We start from the raw sequence: 16,734 nt of genomic DNA, 5'->3' as shown, positions 1-16,734 counted from the left end.
AGCACAACAGATTACAGCCAAAAGACAAAGCCGTTTACCCAATTCGCAAATGCACAAAAAATGACTCGTTTTTCGGCGGCCCTCCACTTAATCTATCAGGTGTAGGGCTCAGTGAGGATACGAGTATGGTTTCCAGAGCACCCAAATCGCAGTTTCCGAAACCGCCTCTCGACGGGCTGCGCAAGAGATTGAGGCAAAGCCGTGAAGATGTTGGGTTGCAGCGCGGTGCGTTCGTTCGCGAGAGTTTTAAGCTTCCGCGACTGGCAGCGCGCGAAAAAGCGAAGGAGTGGTTCGCTCAATATCCAAAGGCTGCATATTGGACCGAGATCGAAAGCTGGTATGAGCGTCCGGGAGATATAATTGAGTTTACCATGCGGCGACTGCCGAATGCTGACTAAGTCACATTTTGGCATTTTGGCACCAAACAACAATAAAATTGATGGATTCTTCAATAAATTGATCGGGTTTTGACCAAAATCATCCGTATTTTCAAATTATTTCGAGTTTTTAGGCGATTTCTCGCTAATTCCAATGAATCGTGCTGACAGTCTATTTTAAAGCCAGTAGAACTTTTTCCAGCACCGGAGAATCTTCCGGGACGCACAATAATTGGAGGATAATATGCGTTTATCATTAATCTCTGGAGTGGCTCTGGCAGCCGTGATGGCAATGACATCATTTGCCCGCGCTGACATCATTGTGGGTATCATCGCGCCGGTCACGGGCCCCGTTGCCGCTTACGGTTTGCAGGTCAAAAATGGCGTTGAGAGCGCGGCCGAGGCAATCAACGCGGCTGGCGGCATCAAGGGTGAAAAGATTGTAACCAAGGTGTTTGATGACGCAGGCGAGCCGAAGCAGGGTGTTTCTGTGGCCAACCAGGTGGTGGGTGAAGGCATCAAGTTTGTTGTTGGTCCGGTAACATCCGGCGTGGCAATGCCCGTATCCGATGTGCTGGCCGAAAATGGCATTGTGATGGTTACACCGACTGCCACGACGCCGGAACTGACAACCCGTGGTTTGGAGACCGTATTCCGTACCTGCGGACGGGATGATCAGCAGGCCGATGTCGCTGGCAAATACATTCTCGACAATTTCAAAGACAAGCGCATTGCCATTATCTATGACAAGACGCCTTACGGCACTGGTATTGGCAACGGTCTGAAGGCTGTTCTCAATAAAGGCGGTGTAACCGAGGTCGTTTTCGAAGGCATCAATGCCGGTGAGAAGGACTACAGCGCACTCATTACCCGTATCAAGTCTGAGAAAGCCGATGTGATTTACTTCGGTGGTTATCACGCGGAAGGCGGTCTGATTGCCCGCCAGTTGTCGGATCAGGGCATCAAAGCACAGCTCATTGGCCCCGATGGCCTCTCAAACACTGAATATTGGGCCATTGGCGGTGAGGCTGCTGCTGGTACACTATTCACGAATAGTGCTGATCCAACAAAGAATCCTGCCGCCGCAAAAATTGTAGAAGCACTTACAGCCAAGAATATCCCGGCTGAAGCATTCACGCTCAACGCCTATGCTGCCTTGCAGGTTATAGCTGCTGGCATTGAAAAGGCAGGTTCGTCAGAACCAACGGAAGTTGCTGCCAAGATAAAGTCGGGCGAAGCACTGCCGACAGTTGTTGGCGATCTTGCCTACTCGGCAACTGGCGATCTGACAACACCAGCTTTTGTTTTCTACAAGTGGGAAGGCGGTAAGCCGGTTCAGCTGGATTAATCTCTGAGTAAACCGCCGGTCTTAGTGACCGGCGGTTTTCAATCCGGACTGTAATTGCCGGAGCGCTTCACTTGTGGCAATTGCGGCGGACAATGCGAGGTTCAACGACCGAGCGCCTTCAACCATGGGAATTATTAGTCGCGAATTTGCCGCTTGGTGAACCTCATCCGGGACACCCGATGATTCTCGCCCCAGCAGCAGAATGTCACCGGGTTGAAATGAAAATTCTGTGTAGGGCGTAGCCGCTTTGGTCGAGAATAGAAGCAATCGGCGATTTTCACCCAGCCGCCATTCTTGAAATGCCTGCCAGTTCGAGTGGCGGGTCAGAGCTGCCTGTTCCAGATAATCCATACCCGCGCGTTTGAGTGAACGGTCGGAAATGTCAAAGCCTGCAGGCTCGATCACGTCAACGCCGATGCCAAAACAAGCGGCCATCCGCAATATGGTACCGGTATTACCGGGAATGTCAGGCTGATAGAGCGCTACTCGCAGGTTCAAACTATTATCGGTCAAGTGTGGCGTGCTCCATGGGCAACAATTGGCTGAACGAAGTGCCGTTACGCAGATTGGCCTCTCGCTTTTGACGTTCATAATCGCTATAGGGGTTGCACCGCAACGCTTGAGCAAAATTTGGAGGTGTCGATGACCGAATTTTTCCGACTTCTTCCAAGCCGGATAGTTTCACCAATGGAAGCTGTGGCCGGTTTCGCAGGCGGCGTGGGGTCAATTTATACGATCTAGTTTTTAAGACACAAACCGCATTCGTTCTCATGGTTGGCGATTTACTGACCAATCAGCTCCGGCAATTCATGCCGGTATAATTTCTTGCCGATCCCAAAAGAGGTCCGACAATGTTCCGCTGGTTTGAAGACAGGCTTGAGCCATTTCCCACTGCTGAGCCGAGTGAGCCGCCCAAAACACTAATTGCGTTCTGTCTGCACTACACACGTGGTGTCTGGCCATGGCTTGCCGTTATGGCGGTGTGCACATCGCTGATCGCTGTTCTCGAAGTATCCATGTACGCATTTCTGGGCAACATCGTCGATTGGTTGTCGAATCATTCGCGGGAAACATTCATCGCGGATGAGGGGTGGAAACTCGCATTGCTTGCGGGTGTTGTGCTTATAGCAATGCCAGGTATCGTACTTCTGGATTCGCTGGTTATTCATCAGACCCTTTTGAGCAACTATCCAATGCGAATCCGGTGGATGGTGCACCGCTATGTGGTTCGCCAATCAATGACTTTTTTTCAGGATGAGTTTGCTGGACGTATTTCGACCAAGCTGATGCAGACCTCTCTGGCGGTCCGTGAAGCGGTGATGAAACTGCTCGATGTGCTTAATTATGTAATCGTCTACTTCACCGGGACCCTCATTATCGCTGCTGCGGCCGACTTGCGACTGATGGTGCCGTTTCTACTCTGGTTGATGGCCTATATAGGCCTGATGTGGTATTTCATCCCAAAATTGCAGGTTGCATCTAAAGCACAAGCAGATTCCCGTTCGTCAATGACGGGCCGGATTGTCGACAGTTATACCAATATTGCGACGGTCAAGCTTTTCTCCCATTCCAAACGGGAGGAAAGCTATGCCCGCGAAGGGATGCAGGATTTTCTGTCGACAGCTTATCGCCAGATGCGCATGGTGACCGGCTTTCATGTGACTCTGTATGCGATGAACTGCCTGTTATTGTTCTCCGTAAGCGCCATAGCGATCTGGCTTTGGCTTGGGGCAGCGATCACAGTCGGTGCTGTGGCAGTGGGTATAGGTCTTGTGCTTCGCCTTAACGGCATGTCGCAGTGGATCATGTGGGAAATGTCGGCACTGTTCGAAAACATCGGCACGGTGGAAGACGGTATTACGTCCATATCGCTCCCACGATTGGTCATGGACGTGCCTGATGCTCCCAACCTTGATGTACGAGCCGGCGCTATCACCTTTGATAAAATCGGTTTCCACTATGGCAAGGGAGCCGGCGTTATTGATCGGCTGTCTCTTGATATCAAGCCAGGTGAGAAAATCGGATTGGTCGGACGTTCCGGCGCGGGCAAGTCCACGCTCGTCAATCTCCTGTTGCGATTCTACGATCTTGAAAGCGGCAGAATCACGATTGATGGGCAGGATATTTCGAAAGTCCGACAAGATTCGCTGCGCGAACATATCGGGATGATCACTCAGGACACATCATTGCTGCATCGCTCAATCAGAGACAATGTGCTTTACGGAAGACCAGATGCTTCGGAAGAACTGATGAGGCAAGCGGTCAGGAACGCGCAGGCAGATTCGTTTATTGAAGCGGCTTCCGATCCGAAGGGGCGTCGTGGTTTCGACGCTCATGTGGGCGAGCGCGGCGTCAAGCTTTCTGGCGGACAGCGTCAGCGCATTGCAATTGCCCGCGTAATGCTCAAAGACGCACCTATCCTTATCATGGACGAGGCGACATCGGCTCTCGATTCAGAAGTGGAAGCCGCAATTCAGGACAATCTCTATCGCCTGATGCAGGGCAAGACAGTTATTGCCATCGCGCATAGGCTTTCTACCATTGCAGCACTCGACCGTCTCGTTGTCATGGACAAAGGGCAGATTGTAGAAAGCGGCAGTCATGATGAGCTTATCGCAGCTGGCGGTATTTATGCCGATCTGTGGGCGCGCCAGTCCGGAGGCTTCCTGGGAATGGATGATTAGAGCAAATTCGCTCTGGCAGACAGTAGAGTGAACCAAGTTTAATTTGACGACCGCCGGGACTCAACGGAAAGTACTCCGCCGGTCGTCATTTGTTACGGCTGTTTGGTTTTAACAAACCGCAAGGATTCCAAACTGATGTGGTTTGCATGAAGCGTCTGTTCGCCCTTTTCGAAAGCTGGGTTGATCCCTACGCCAAAGCTCCGGCGGACCGTGTTCCAAACCACACATTGGCATTTATGTGGTTCTACGTCCGGCAGCAGAAATATGTGTTTCTTGCGATGCTTGTCTGTGGCGGGCTTATCGCCTTTTTTGAAGCAGGGCTTTTCTGGTTTGTCGGCAAAATCATCGATATCCTCTCTTCGGCGGATCGCGTTGAAGGATGGGACGGATTAATCGAGAAACATGGGATAGCGCTTCTTCTCATGCTTTTGGCGGTGTTGATTGGTCGTACGCTGGTACTTTCACTTGCGGCGCTGGTTGAGGAGCAGGCAATTGTTCCCGGCTTCAATAATCTCGTGAGGTGGCAAGCTCACAGCATAGTCTACCGTCAGAGCCTGTCGTTTTTCCAGAATGATTTTTCCGGTCGTATTGTTACGAAGGTCTGGGCTACCGGGCAGGCGCTTGGCGATTTCATGGTGACGCTGCTCCAAGCCGTCTGGTTCAGCGTGGTCTACTGCGCCACTACGCTCTTTCTGATCGGGCGGCTGGATTGGCGCCTTGCATCTGTGGTGATCGCATGGCTTGCTGTTTTTGGTTTGACCGCGCGTTATTTCCTGCCGCGTGTGCGCCGGGCGGCCCGTGAAACGGCGGAAAGCAGCTCAGTTGCGATGGGTCAACTCGTGGATGGTTATAGCAATATCCAGACATTGAAACTGTTTGGTACTGCAAGCCGCGACGATGCCTATATCCGTCAGGGCATGGATCGTTGGTTACAGGCTATCACCACGCTGACGCGTGGCCTGAGCGGCATTCGCATTTCATTGGCCTCTACCAGCGGAATTATGATCTGCACAGTTGCCTATGTGTCGATAGACCTGTGGCTGGCCGGGGAAATCTCATCGGGCGAAGTGGCTTTTACTCTGGGGCTGGTGCTGCGCCTGAGCATGTTGCTGACCCGGATGATGGCTAATCTGAATGGCCTTTTGCGCAACTACGGCACGATACAAAATTCCAAAGAGCTACTGGCAAAGCCTGTGACTGTGCTCGACAAACAAGATGCACAAGAATTGGTGGTGCCGCAAGGTTCGATTAACTTCGAAAATATCCGGTTTCACTATGACAGCGCCAGATCGGTCATTAATGACCTGTCACTGTCCATTCGACCGGGTGAGAAAGTGGGGCTGGTAGGGCGCTCGGGAGCGGGAAAGTCCACGCTCGTTAATTTGCTTTTGCGTTTTTATGATCTCGAAGGCGGTAAAATTATCGTTGACGGGCAGGACATAGCGAACATTACGCAGGATTCCCTGCGCGCCAATATCGGTATGGTCACGCAAGACACATCGCTACTGCATCGTTCCGTGCGAGACAATATTCTGTATGGCAGGCCGGACGCATCCGAAGAGCTTTTGCAAAAGGCAGTTAAAAATGCACAAGCCGATATTTTCATTGATGATTTAAGTGACCAGAAGGGTCGAAAGGGTCTGGACGCACATGTTGGAGAGCGTGGCGTGAAGCTTTCCGGCGGGCAACGGCAGCGCATCGCAATTGCGCGTGTCATGCTGAAGGACGCTCCCATTTTGGTACTGGACGAGGCCACCTCCGCGCTTGATTCCGAGGTTGAGGCGGCCATTCAGGAGAGTCTTTACCAATTGATGCAGGGAAAAACGGTCATCGCTATCGCCCATAGACTCTCGACCATTGCCGCATTGGATCGCTTGGTCGTGATGGACGAGGGGCGCATTGTGGAAACAGGCAAGCACGAAGAACTCATCGCGGCGAATGGGATTTATGCCAGTCTCTGGGCGCGGCAGTCAGGCGGGTTTATCGCTCATGATTAACGCTTGCGGGATGAATTTGATATTTGCATCCGGTCCAGCCGCAAACTCCGGTGCGAATATCAAATCACTCTACTGGAATCATATGCTTATCGGTGGTCTTGCCGATTCCAACATTCGCAACAAGCATGATCGAAATGAGATGCGAATGTTAGAATAAGACCACCAAGCTTATCCCTGCGACATCCTGCCCTTGTGGCTTTGTCAGGCTGGACAAGCCCCTGCGACACGCTTAGAAACCACCCGATATGTTGGGGATTCCGCGAGGCTCATTAATATGGGCCAGTCTGCTATTGTTGATAAAGCGGGGGCTCCAGCTGCGTTGTTATTCGGAAAGGACCAGGCCCCGTGAGCGCACACGATACGACCGAGCCGACACGGCGTGACTTCCTCTATATTGCGACAGGTATGGCCGGTGCGGTCGGTGTAGGCGCCTTTGCTTGGCCCTTTATCGACCAGATGCGCCCGGACGCCTCCACGCTGGCAGTCTCGTCCATCGAAGTTGATGTTTCAGCCTTAACGCCGGGTATGTCGCTGACAGTAAAATGGCGCGGCAAGCCGATCTTCATTCGTAATCGTACGCCCAAGGAAGTCGAAGAGGCCAAAGCTGTACAGCTCAGCGAGCTTAAGGATCCAATTGCGCGCAACGCCAATCTGCCGAGTGACGCACAGGCGACAGATGCTGATCGTACTGCAGTCAAGGAAAAGGAAAACTGGCTGGTGATGGTGGGGGTTTGCACCCATCTCGGCTGTATTCCACTTGGTCAGCAGGGCGACTTTGGTGGATGGTTCTGCCCATGCCATGGTTCGCACTACGACACGGCTGGACGTATCCGTAAGGGCCCTGCGCCGGAGAACCTGCCGGTTCCGCCGCTTTCATTCATTTCCGACACCGTCATCAAAATCGGCTAAGGTTTTACGGGGAGACACGACATGAGCGGTGGACATTCATCCTATACGCCTAATACCGGTATCGAAAAATGGTTTGATGCGCGACTGCCGTTGCCGCGTCTGCTTTATGATAGCTTTGTAGCTTACCCGGTTCCGCGCAATCTCAACTATGCTTATGCCTTTGGCGGAATTCTGGCATTGATGCTGGTTTCGCAGATCATTACAGGCATCGTGCTGGCCATGCATTATGCCGCAGACACGGGTCTTGCGTTCAACTCCGTTGAAAAGATCATGCGCGATGTCAATTCTGGCTGGCTTCTGCGCTATCTGCATTCGAACGGCGCTTCGATGTTCTTTCTTGCGGTGTTCATTCATATATTTCGCGGTCTTTACTACGGGTCTTACAAGGCTCCGCGCGAGCTATTGTGGATACTTGGTGTCATCATCCTGCTTTTGATGATGGCAACAGCTTTCATGGGGTATGTTCTACCCTGGGGGCAGATGTCGTTCTGGGGTGCTACGGTTATCACCGGCTTCTTCACGGCTTTCCCGGTTATCGGCAATCCTATTCAGGAGCTGCTGCTTGGTGGTTTTGCTGTCGATAACCCTACACTGAACCGGTTTTTCTCACTGCATTACCTTCTGCCGTTCATGATTGCCGGTGTAGTCGTTCTCCACGTATGGGCGCTGCATGTTACCGGTCAGACGAACCCCACGGGTATCGAAGTCAAGTCAAAGACCGATACAGTCGCGTTCACGCCATATGCGACGGTCAAGGATGCTTTCGGTCTTTGCATCTTCTTTATCCTCTTCGCTTACTTCGTATTCTACATGCCTAATTATCTCGGTCATCCGGATAATTACATTCCAGCGGACTCGTTGAAGACGCCTGCGCATATCGTTCCTGAGTGGTACTTCCTGCCGTTCTACGCGATGCTTCGTGCCATCACCTTCAACATCGGACCAATCGACTCGAAGCTCGGCGGCGTGTTGACCATGTTCGGTTCCATTGCGATCCTGTTCCTGGTGCCTTGGCTGGATACGTCTAAAGTTCGCTCTGCTGTCTACCGTCCTTGGTACAAGCTATTCTTCTGGCTGTTCGTCATTGACGCAATCATTCTCGGCTGGCTCGGTTCACGTCCTGCTGAAGGCCTCTATACGGTCTTCTCACAGATCGGAACGGCATACTACTTTGGCTTCTTCATCATCATCATGCCTTTGCTGGGGTTGATTGAGACGCCGCGCCGCTTGCCGAATTCAATTACGGAAGCCGTACTTGCCAAAACCAAGAGTGGTGAGCAGCTAGCTGGTGCAACCACTGCGTCGGAAACCAGGGCCTGAGAATCGTGAAGGACTCAACCATGAAAAAAATCCTCCTCGGTCTTGCCGCTGCCGGTCTCGGTACAATGCTGGCTTTCAGTGGTGCGAAGGCGGCAGAAGAAGCTAACCACGCAGCGGAGCCAACGCATTTCCCGATCAAGCATCCGGAAGAAATGAAGTGGACCTTTTCCGGCCCCTTTGGATATTATGACAAGCAGCAACTGCAGCGCGGCTTGAAAATATATAAGGAAGTTTGCTCGGCCTGCCATTCCATGAGCTTGGTTCCATTCCGCGCTTTGGAAGAGTTGGGTTACAACGAAGCTCAGGTAAAAGCCTTCGCTGCCGAATATGAAGTGCCGGATGCACCGAATGCCGATGGTGAGATTGTTAACCGCAAGGCCATTCCTGCCGACCATTTTCCATCGCCATTTCCAAATGTTCAAGCTGCCGCCGCCGCCAATGGTGGCGCTGCTCCGCCCGATTTCTCGCTGATCGCAAAGGCCCGTTCAGTTGAACGCGGTTTCCCGCAATTCCTGTATGATATCGCACCGTGGGTTCAATATCAGGAAGGTGGTCCGGATTATATCCACGCGCTTTTGACGGGTTATGGTCAGACGCCGCCGGAAGGCATGCAGATTCCAGAGGGAACGCACTATAATCCCTACTTCATTGCCGCCAAATCGCTTGCAATGGCACAGCCTCTGCAAGACGGACAGGTGACCTATGATGATGGTTCGCCAGCGACCTTGTCGCAATATTCACAAGATATCGCAGCGTTCCTCATGTGGGCTGCTGAGCCGCATCTGGAAGAGCGCAAGAAGACCGGCTTCCGCGTCATGATCTTTCTGATCTTGTTTGCGGGTCTGGTTTATCTGGCCAAGCGCCGGATTTGGTCTGACGTTCCGCATTGAGCGGTTGATAGTATTGATCGTGGAAGGGGCGCAATGCGCCCTTTTCTTTTGTGGGCATGGCAAAGAAACAAAGGAATCATGAGATGGATTCAAGTCTGAAGCAGACCTTGGTCAATTCCATCCGGAACATTCCGGACTATCCAAAACAGGGTGTCATGTTTCGTGACATTACAACCCTCCTTGGCAATGCGCGAGCCTTCCGCCGCGCCGTTGATGAATTGGTCCATCCCTATGCCGGCGGCAAGGTCGACAAGATTGCAGGCATCGAAGCGCGGGGCTTCATCATAGGCGGGGCGATGGCGCATCAGTTATCAGCTGGCTTCGTACCTATCCGCAAGAAGGGCAAGCTGCCCCATGATACTGTGCGCATTGCCTATAGCCTTGAATATGGGCTGGACGAGATGGAAATGCACAGGGACGCCATTATCCCTGGCGAAAAAGTTCTGCTTGTCGATGATCTCATTGCAACCGGCGGCACCGCAGAAGCGGCAGTAAAGCTCTTGCAACAACTGGGCGCCGATATCGTCGCTGCCTGTTTTGTTATTGATCTGCCGGAGCTGGGCGGCCGAAAGAAACTAGAGGCGCTTGGCGTAAACGTTCGCACATTGATCGATTTTGACGGCCACTAACAAAAGTCTTATGTTGGTGGCGAATTAGTCAGGCAGGGCAATAAGAGCGGCGCTGTCGAATTCCATCACGCGGATGCCATTCTGATTATAGGCCGCTGAGGACATCTGCATCATCGACCAGCCGGGACGTGATTGAAGTGTACGCACGCTATTCACGGTTCGGGTAAAACGGATTGTGTCTCCGGCATAGACCGGCTTCAACCATTTCAGGTTCTCAAATCCGGGCGAGGGGCCGAATGTTGGCGGTTGTTCGCCGCGCTTCATAGCCTCTTTAATAAGGGCTTTCATGCTCTCCACGTTAAGCCGCATCCAGATGGCTGTCGTGTGCCAACCTGATGCACAAAGCGCGCCGAAATTGCTATGCTTGGCAGCTTCGGGATCAACGTGAAATCGCTGCGGATCGTATTTTTTGGCAAAGGTAATAATTTCTTCCGCACCGAATGTATGGCTGCCCAGGTCCATTTCGACACCGATGTGGGCTTCAATGTCGTTGCTCATGATGCCAATGGCTCCCGCAAGGAAAACATGCCGGTGTTTTGCAGTTCACACACGAGCACGCCATCCTGATTGAAAACTTCATGGTGTAAAACCACAAAGCCAAGTGAAGGCTTGGACTTGGATACCCGGCTTTCGATGACGGTTGTCTTGCCCGTCAGCGTGTCACCGGCAAGTACTGGTGCACGCCATCTCGCATAGTCTATTCCTGGTGCTCCTTGCGAGGTCGAGTCGAGGAGATAGGCGTCACACATCATACGCATGAACATTGAGACTGTATGCCAACCCGACGCTGCAAGGCCGCCTAAGATGCTTGCTTTGCCTGCTGCTTCGTCCAAATGGAATGGTTGAGGATCGAACTGGCTGGCAAAATCGATGATCTCGCCAGCGTCGACTATCTTTGAACCCAGCGGCCATTCGCTGCCAACAGCAAAATCTTCAAATGCGTAGCGGGGTTCACTCATCATTGCCTCTATGTGTTGAAGCGGAACAGCATGATGTCGCCGTCCTGCACGATATATTCCTTACCTTCGTCACGGGCTTTACCGGCTTCCTTGGCTGCGACTTCGCCACCAAGCGTCACATAGTCATTATAGGCGATCGTCTGCGCGCGAATGAAGCCCCGCTCGAAATCCGTGTGGATGACGCCAGCCGCTTGAGGCGCTTTAGAACCGCGTTCAACGGTCCAGGCACGCGCTTCCTTTGGACCAACTGTGAAATAGGTAATGAGATGCAAAAGCTTGTAGCCGGCCCGGATAAGGCGGTCCAAGCCAGGCTCATCAAGGTTCATAGCGTCCAGATATTCCTTGGCCTCTTCCTCGGGAAGTTGAGCGACTTCTGCTTCAATGGCTGCGGATATGACGACGGTTTCAGCGCCCTGCGCAGTGGCCATCTCTTCGACCGCTTCGGTGTGTTCATTGCCAGTGGCCGCGTCTTCCTCGGCTACGTTACAAACATAAAGCACTGGCTTGGACGTGAGGAGATTTAGGCCCTGCAATATTTCAAGGTCTTCGGCAGCTATGCCATTCAGCATGAAACGGACGGGTTTGCCATCCTGAAGCAATGCGAGCGCCTCTTCCATCACGGGAAGCAATGTCATTGCTTCCTTATCTTTGCTGCTCGCGCGCTTCCTGAACTGGACGATGCGGCGCTCAAGGCTTTCGAGATCCGAGAGCATCAGTTCTGTTTCGACAGTTTCCGCATCGGAAACGGGATCAATGCGGCCTTCAACATGCGTAATATCGTCATCTTCGAAACAACGCAGCACGTGCACGACCGCATCGACTTCGCGGATATTGGCGAGGAATTGATTGCCGAGTCCTTCACCCTTGGAAGCACCACGCACGAGGCCTGCAATATCTACAAAGCTGATACGAGTTGGTACTATATTCGCTGACTTGCCAATCTTGGCGATTGCTTGCAGGCGCGGGTCCGGCACAGCAACTTCACCCGTGTTGGGTTCGATGGTGCAGAAGGGATAATTCGCAGCCTGGGCAGCGGCGGTCTTTGTCAGCGCGTTGAAAAGCGTGGATTTGCCAACATTTGGCAGGCCAACGATGCCGCATTTGAAACCCATAATGTGCGATCCTTATTCTTTCTTGCCGAAGAGCTTGTTCAGCATGTCGGCCATAGGGCCGGATTTTGGAATGTTAACTGTCGGTTTTTGAACCCGAGCCTGCCGGATATGGCTTTGACTGGCCGGTTTTGCAACAGACTTTTCAACTTGTGTTTTCTCGGGCTTTCCGCCGGTGGCCAGAGCAACGCGATTCATAAAGCCAGCATCGTCTTTTTTGACGATATAGTCTGCATTGACAGCAATCGCATCGAGCACTGGCTCCAGCCACTCGGAGTCCGACTTCGCAAAATTGCCAAGCACGTGATGTGTGACCAGTTCCTTGACACCCGGATGATCTATACCAATACGAACGCGGCGATAATCTTTGCCAATATGTGCATCAATGGACTTTATTCCATTGTGTCCGCCAGAACCGCCCCCAACCTTCACACGAACTTTCCCGGCGGCGAGATCAAGTTCGTCATAAATAACGGTAAGATCGCCAAGGCCAAGTTTGTAGAAGCGCATGGCTTCACCAATCGACTGACCGGAAAGATTCATGAAGGTTTGCGGTTTGATCAGAATTATCTTTTCGCCGTCGATCATGCCGTCGGCGATGAGTGCCTGAAACTTTTTCGCCCAAGGCGAAAAATTATGGCGGCGGTGTATTTCATCCGCCGCCATAAAACCAATATTATGCCTGTTATAGGCATATTGAGAGCCGGGATTGCCAAGACCTGCAATGAGCAGCACGCGACCAGCTCCCTGTAAAGGCGATTATTCGCCTTCTTTTTCTTCTGCTTCAGTGCTTTCAACTGCGGCTTCCGTTGTCTCGTCTTCAGCAGCGAGAACGGCAGGAGCAGCAATGGTAGCAATGGTGAAGTCACGATCCTGAATAACCGGTGTCACACCCTTTGGCAGGGTAACATCAGAAATGTGAATCGAATCGCCGATAACCTTGCCGGTCAAATCAATTTCGATTGCTTCCGGAATGGCATTGGCTGGCGCATGAAGCTCAACGTCGTGACGAACGATGTTGAGAACGCCGCCGCGCTTAATGCCAGGCGAAAGCTCGTCATTAAGAAAGTGAATCGGCACATGTACGTTTACGACCGATTTGGCCGATACACGCAGGAAGTCAACGTGAACTGGTTTGTCGCTGACCGGATCAAGCTGGTAGTCCTTTGGCAGGACCTGGATCGACTTGCCGTCAAGAATGATGTTGGCAATGGTGGTTTTGAAACCGCCGCCATGGATCTTGTAGTACAGCGTCTTGTAGTCGAGGGTAATCGAGATTGGCGCCTTTTTGTCACCATAGATGACTGCTGGCACTTTACCGTTGCGGCGAATTTCTCGGGCGGACCCCTTACCAACCCGTTCGCGCGCCTCGGCCTTGAGCTCGTATGCTTCGCTCATGGCATTTCCTTTCGAGGTTCAAATCTGGAGTGTTCCTGCAAGGTCAAATGAATGACAATCCAAAAAACATGAAGCGGCCCAAAGGCCATCCCAACGAGAGATCCCGTAACAGATGATTGGCCGCCTCATTCCGCGTTGCCTCCAAGGGTGTCTACGCGGATGGCGGCTCTATAACGGAAAGATCACGATTGTGCAAGTTATGAGCGTAGCAACCTCAATCAAACAGGCTGGAAACCGACTCTTCCGATGCGGTACGTGCAATTGCTTCGCCGATCAGATCAGAAATGGGCAATACACGGATATTATGGGCAGCATTGACGGCAGGGGTTGGCTGAATGGAATCAGTTATAACCAGTTCCTTCAGCTTGGAGCCGGTGATGCGGGCAACCGCGCCGCCTGAAAGTACGCCATGCGTTATATAAGCAGTAACGCTTGTTGCGCCTTTTGCGAGTAGCGCTTCGGCAGCGTTGCAAAGCGTGCCGCCCGAATCAACAATATCGTCGAACAGCAGGCAGTCCTTGCCGCTGACATCACCAATGACATTCATCACTTCGGATTCGCCCGGACGATCGCGGCGCTTGTCAACAATAGCCAACTGCGCATCAATGCGCTTTGCCAATGAGCGGGCGCGGACCACACCGCCGACATCAGGAGATACGACCATCACGTTTGAAGTGCCGTAGTGGGAGCGAACATCACGGGCAATAACTGGCACGGCGTAAAGATTGTCAGTCGGGATATCGAAGAAGCCCTGGATCTGGCCAGCATGCAGATCAAGCGTCAGAACTCTATTTGCACCAGCTTCGGTGATCAGATTAGCCACGAGCTTCGCGGAGATTGGCGTGCGCGGACCGGGTTTACGGTCTTGGCGGGCATAACCGAAATAGGGGAGAACCGCCGTGATACGTTTTGCCGACGAACGACGGAAGGCATCGATCATGATGAGCAGTTCCATCAAATGATCATTTGCCGGGTAGGACGTGGATTGCATGACGAAGACATCTTCGCCTCGAACATTCTCTTGAATCTCGACGAAAATCTCTTCATCGGCGAAACGCCGTACACTTGCTTTGCCGAGTGGAATATTAAGATACTTGGCTACAGATTCAGCGAGAACACGATTGGAATTGCCCGCGAAGAGTTTCATGCTGTATTTCCTCACGTCTTTTTCAGAGCGTCAGCCAAAATAAGGGTATGGCGCGCCTTTTACTGTGACTGACGCACATTGCAAGCGGGCAGAGTCGATTCATGCACAGTTGGACAAGGTTAAGCCCTCAAACGTGTAAATATGTCACGTCTTGGAGCCTGAAACCCACGATAGATAGCCGCCGATTGCTTTGTCAGCTATGCCTTCCATCGTTGCTGCTGGCACGGAACTCCATGGATCAGCCGCACCGCCGGGCACTTTTTCTTGCCCTTGTATGCGATGAAGGCGTGTTCCCGCCGGATCAAGGATGTCCCACACGTAGATTATCGTGGTCAGATTGCCATCGGGCAGGGCAGAGAAATAGCCCTTCATAATGTGGGTATTGTCCGTATCGCCAGCGGTGCCCAAAACAATACCTTTTTGCTTGGCAAGTGCCGAGAGGCGTTGGGACAGTGGTGTAGCAGCGGCAATAGGTGCGCCAACAATAGGCGCAAAACGCAGTTTAGCGGTCTGCGACACACCTGTAGGCATTGCAGTTCCGGTGGCGGCCGAAGCCGTACCTGTGGTTGGCGTATTGCCTGGCACAGGAGCCGCTGCCGGATCAGTTCCCGGCGCTCCTGTTGCACCACCTTGCGCCGGTGGCAGATCGGATTTGGTGACGCCCAAGGTATTTTCAGAGCTGTTGCACCCACTCAAAACGATCATCATGAAAGCGGTGACGGTGCAAGTCAGTGCGTTACGCAACTTCATCTTCACTCAAACCCCATTAAGCAACCGCAAAAGCGGCTTGATAAGCAAAGCTGACAAAAGTTTTATTTCACGATCAAGTCAAGAGGTTGGCGTGAAAGCGTTTCCGCCTTGCCATTGGTTGTAAGGTAGGTCTGGCCCAATGTCATGGCCGTATTGCTGTCGGAGTCCATGATAATCATATGGGCGAACAAGGTCATATCCGGCTGGATGCGTTCAGGGTTGCCCGAATAGAACATGGGCATGTCCATCCAAGACGGCGTGAAGCGGGCGCCGACTGAATAGCCGCATGCATTGAGGCGGTGGCGGGTCAACTCGTGCTCTTCCATTACCTTGGCATGCGCATCAAACACATCACCAAAGGTGGAATCCGGCGTCATGGCCGCTTCAACAGCCTGCAGTGCTTCGAGTGCAGCGTCGTAAAGCTCCTGGTGGCGCTTCGATGTCTTGCCCGTCAGGACGGTACGCATCATTGGCGCATGATAATGTCGATAGACACCCGACCATTCGAGCGTCAGCTGGTCATTTTTCGTAAGCTTGCGCCTGCCAGCCTTATAACGGCAGAGCAATGCATCATCGCCCGAACCGATGATGAATTCGTTGGCCGGATAATCGCCGCCGCCAGCAAAAATTGCTCCCTGCATGGCAGCTAGAATGACGCCTTCATCCGCGCCTGCCTTTATTAGTTTCAAAGCTGCGGTGAGAGCATCGTCGCCGAGTTCGGCAGCCTTGCGGCTATAGACGATTTCAGCTGGACTCTTGAGAACACGAAGCTTGTCCACAAGTCCGGATGCATCCACGAGTTGGCCAAAGGCTGCAAGCTGCTCATCCAACTTTCGACCATTGGCCGCCGTTAGACCGTGGGTTTGATATTCAATACCGATGCGACAGCCCAGCAGATCAAGGTCATTAAGCAGTTCGCGCAAATCCGCCGCCGGATTGGCATTGTCCCGATCTGCCCAAACAATGATGTTTTCAATATTGGAGGTCTGCCGCGCCTGCCGCAAATCGGCCGAGCGGGTCATCAGCACATTACTACCATCGGCTTTGACAACGAGGCATTGGAAGAAGCAAAAGCCAAAAGTATCGTAGCCGGTCAACCAATACATGCTTTCCTGTGCAAAGAGCAGGATCGCATCAAGCTTTTGCTCGGCCATGACCATCATCAAACGATCACGGCGCGCATTGAATTCTTCCGGTTCGAAATGAAGGCCCATAAT

Annotated in this window: 17 protein-coding genes; 8 read left to right on the top strand and 9 right to left on the bottom strand. The window is 52.4% G+C overall.

Annotated features, from left to right (window positions below):
* The first annotated feature begins 125 nt into the window (after positions 1 to 125).
* Both AC6CHM_RS07195 and AC6CHM_RS07190 read left to right on the top strand, forming a co-directional pair.
* Positions 126 to 398 (top strand): hypothetical protein, encoded by a 273-nt coding sequence (locus AC6CHM_RS07195; RefSeq protein WP_115052401.1) that lies wholly within the window; start codon positions 126 to 128, stop codon positions 396 to 398.
* 223 nt (positions 399 to 621) lie between these two features.
* Positions 622 to 1,725 (top strand): ABC transporter substrate-binding protein, encoded by a 1,104-nt coding sequence (locus AC6CHM_RS07190; protein WP_115052402.1) that lies wholly within the window; start codon positions 622 to 624, stop codon positions 1,723 to 1,725.
* A gap of 21 nt (positions 1,726 to 1,746) precedes the next feature.
* Here the strand turns inward: AC6CHM_RS07190 and AC6CHM_RS07185 are convergent, their stop codons facing one another.
* Positions 1,747 to 2,223: a tRNA (cytidine(34)-2'-O)-methyltransferase gene (locus tag AC6CHM_RS07185; protein WP_115053223.1), complete on the bottom strand. Its 477-nt coding sequence runs from the start codon at positions 2,221 to 2,223 to the stop codon at positions 1,747 to 1,749.
* A 353-nt stretch (positions 2,224 to 2,576) separates the two neighbouring features.
* Here AC6CHM_RS07185 and AC6CHM_RS07180 point away from each other — a divergent pair, with 353 nt between their 5' ends.
* The 6 genes from AC6CHM_RS07180 (at position 2,577) to AC6CHM_RS07155 (ending at position 10,154) form a co-directional block, all read left to right on the top strand.
* Positions 2,577 to 4,409, top strand: coding sequence for an ABC transporter ATP-binding protein (locus tag AC6CHM_RS07180; protein WP_337354462.1), 1,833 nt, complete (start codon positions 2,577 to 2,579; stop codon positions 4,407 to 4,409).
* Between the two features lie 146 nt (positions 4,410 to 4,555).
* A complete protein-coding gene (locus tag AC6CHM_RS07175) occupies positions 4,556 to 6,406 on the top strand; it encodes an ABC transporter ATP-binding protein (protein ID WP_498172506.1) in 1,851 nt (616 codons plus the stop codon).
* 345 nt (positions 6,407 to 6,751) lie between these two features.
* Positions 6,752 to 7,315 carry a ubiquinol-cytochrome c reductase iron-sulfur subunit gene (gene petA / locus AC6CHM_RS07170; protein ID WP_115052405.1) on the top strand — a complete coding sequence of 188 codons (564 nt, stop codon included), beginning with the start codon at positions 6,752 to 6,754 and terminating at the stop codon, positions 7,313 to 7,315.
* A 21-nt stretch (positions 7,316 to 7,336) separates the two neighbouring features.
* Entirely contained in the window at positions 7,337 to 8,635 is a 1,299-nt protein-coding gene (locus AC6CHM_RS07165; RefSeq protein WP_115052406.1) for a cytochrome b, read from the top strand.
* A gap of 20 nt (positions 8,636 to 8,655) precedes the next feature.
* Positions 8,656 to 9,525 carry a cytochrome c1 gene (locus tag AC6CHM_RS07160; RefSeq protein ID WP_115052407.1) on the top strand — a complete coding sequence of 290 codons (870 nt, stop codon included), beginning with the start codon at positions 8,656 to 8,658 and terminating at the stop codon, positions 9,523 to 9,525.
* An 83-nt stretch (positions 9,526 to 9,608) separates the two neighbouring features.
* Positions 9,609 to 10,154 carry an adenine phosphoribosyltransferase gene (locus AC6CHM_RS07155; protein ID WP_115052408.1) on the top strand — a complete coding sequence of 182 codons (546 nt, stop codon included), beginning with the start codon at positions 9,609 to 9,611 and terminating at the stop codon, positions 10,152 to 10,154.
* Positions 10,155 to 10,178: 24 nt separating this feature from the next.
* On the opposite strand, the gene AC6CHM_RS07150 is transcribed toward AC6CHM_RS07155, so the two are convergent.
* The 8 genes from AC6CHM_RS07150 to AC6CHM_RS07115 form a co-directional block, all read right to left on the bottom strand.
* Positions 10,179 to 10,652: a MaoC family dehydratase gene (locus AC6CHM_RS07150; protein ID WP_162802459.1), complete on the bottom strand. Its 474-nt coding sequence runs from the start codon at positions 10,650 to 10,652 to the stop codon at positions 10,179 to 10,181.
* Entirely contained in the window at positions 10,649 to 11,113 is a 465-nt protein-coding gene (locus AC6CHM_RS07145) for a MaoC family dehydratase (RefSeq protein ID WP_307279564.1), read from the bottom strand. Before AC6CHM_RS07145 ends, AC6CHM_RS07150 begins: the two co-directional genes overlap by 4 nt.
* A gap of 8 nt (positions 11,114 to 11,121) precedes the next feature.
* A complete protein-coding gene (ychF, locus tag AC6CHM_RS07140) occupies positions 11,122 to 12,225 on the bottom strand; it encodes a redox-regulated ATPase YchF (RefSeq protein WP_115052410.1) in 1,104 nt (367 codons plus the stop codon).
* Positions 12,226 to 12,237: 12 nt separating this feature from the next.
* Positions 12,238 to 12,957, bottom strand: a complete 720-nt coding sequence (pth, locus tag AC6CHM_RS07135) for an aminoacyl-tRNA hydrolase (RefSeq protein ID WP_354344295.1) — start codon at positions 12,955 to 12,957, stop codon at positions 12,238 to 12,240.
* Between the two features lie 24 nt (positions 12,958 to 12,981).
* Positions 12,982 to 13,620, bottom strand: coding sequence for a 50S ribosomal protein L25/general stress protein Ctc (locus AC6CHM_RS07130; protein ID WP_115052412.1), 639 nt, complete (start codon positions 13,618 to 13,620; stop codon positions 12,982 to 12,984).
* Between the two features lie 214 nt (positions 13,621 to 13,834).
* Complete coding sequence (locus AC6CHM_RS07125; RefSeq protein ID WP_008124277.1) at positions 13,835 to 14,767, bottom strand: ribose-phosphate pyrophosphokinase; 933 nt, start codon at positions 14,765 to 14,767, stop codon at positions 13,835 to 13,837.
* A 144-nt stretch (positions 14,768 to 14,911) separates the two neighbouring features.
* The gene (locus AC6CHM_RS07120) at positions 14,912 to 15,517 is read right to left on the bottom strand and encodes a hypothetical protein (protein ID WP_498172503.1); all 606 of its coding nucleotides are present in this window, start codon (positions 15,515 to 15,517) and stop codon (positions 14,912 to 14,914) included.
* Positions 15,518 to 15,579: 62 nt separating this feature from the next.
* Entirely contained in the window at positions 15,580 to 16,731 is a 1,152-nt protein-coding gene (locus AC6CHM_RS07115) for a M24 family metallopeptidase (RefSeq protein WP_498172502.1), read from the bottom strand.
* Between the last annotated feature and the right edge of the window lie 3 nt (positions 16,732 to 16,734).

This window comes from Phyllobacterium sp. GQ127 (genome assembly GCF_059758635.1).
The sequence above is the reverse complement of the archived record's forward strand: the minus strand, read 5'-3'. Positions and strand labels throughout refer to the sequence as shown.

Bases quoted from the DNA above. Each gene is read 5' to 3' on its own strand.
- AC6CHM_RS07130 (WP_115052412.1), bottom strand. From the start codon at position 13,620: ATGAGCGAAGCATACGAGCTCAAGGCCGAGGCGCGCGAACGGGTTGGT.
- ychF (WP_115052410.1), bottom strand. From the start codon at position 12,225: ATGGGTTTCAAATGCGGCATCGTTGGCCTGCCAAATGTTGGCAAATCC.
- AC6CHM_RS07115 (WP_498172502.1), bottom strand. From the start codon at position 16,731: ATGGGCCTTCATTTCGAACCGGAAGAATTCAATGCGCGCCGTGATCGT.
- AC6CHM_RS07190 (WP_115052402.1), top strand. From the start codon at position 622: ATGCGTTTATCATTAATCTCTGGAGTGGCTCTGGCAGCCGTGATGGCA.
- AC6CHM_RS07180 (WP_337354462.1), top strand. From the start codon at position 2,577: ATGTTCCGCTGGTTTGAAGACAGGCTTGAGCCATTTCCCACTGCTGAG.
- AC6CHM_RS07160 (WP_115052407.1), top strand. From the start codon at position 8,656: ATGAAAAAAATCCTCCTCGGTCTTGCCGCTGCCGGTCTCGGTACAATG.
- AC6CHM_RS07120 (WP_498172503.1), bottom strand. From the start codon at position 15,517: ATGAAGTTGCGTAACGCACTGACTTGCACCGTCACCGCTTTCATGATG.
- AC6CHM_RS07125 (WP_008124277.1), bottom strand. From the start codon at position 14,767: ATGAAACTCTTCGCGGGCAATTCCAATCGTGTTCTCGCTGAATCTGTA.
- AC6CHM_RS07175 (WP_498172506.1), top strand. From the start codon at position 4,556: ATGAAGCGTCTGTTCGCCCTTTTCGAAAGCTGGGTTGATCCCTACGCC.
- AC6CHM_RS07145 (WP_307279564.1), bottom strand. From the start codon at position 11,113: ATGAGTGAACCCCGCTACGCATTTGAAGATTTTGCTGTTGGCAGCGAA.
- AC6CHM_RS07195 (WP_115052401.1), top strand. From the start codon at position 126: ATGGTTTCCAGAGCACCCAAATCGCAGTTTCCGAAACCGCCTCTCGAC.
- AC6CHM_RS07150 (WP_162802459.1), bottom strand. From the start codon at position 10,652: ATGAGCAACGACATTGAAGCCCACATCGGTGTCGAAATGGACCTGGGC.
- AC6CHM_RS07155 (WP_115052408.1), top strand. From the start codon at position 9,609: ATGGATTCAAGTCTGAAGCAGACCTTGGTCAATTCCATCCGGAACATT.
- AC6CHM_RS07165 (WP_115052406.1), top strand. From the start codon at position 7,337: ATGAGCGGTGGACATTCATCCTATACGCCTAATACCGGTATCGAAAAA.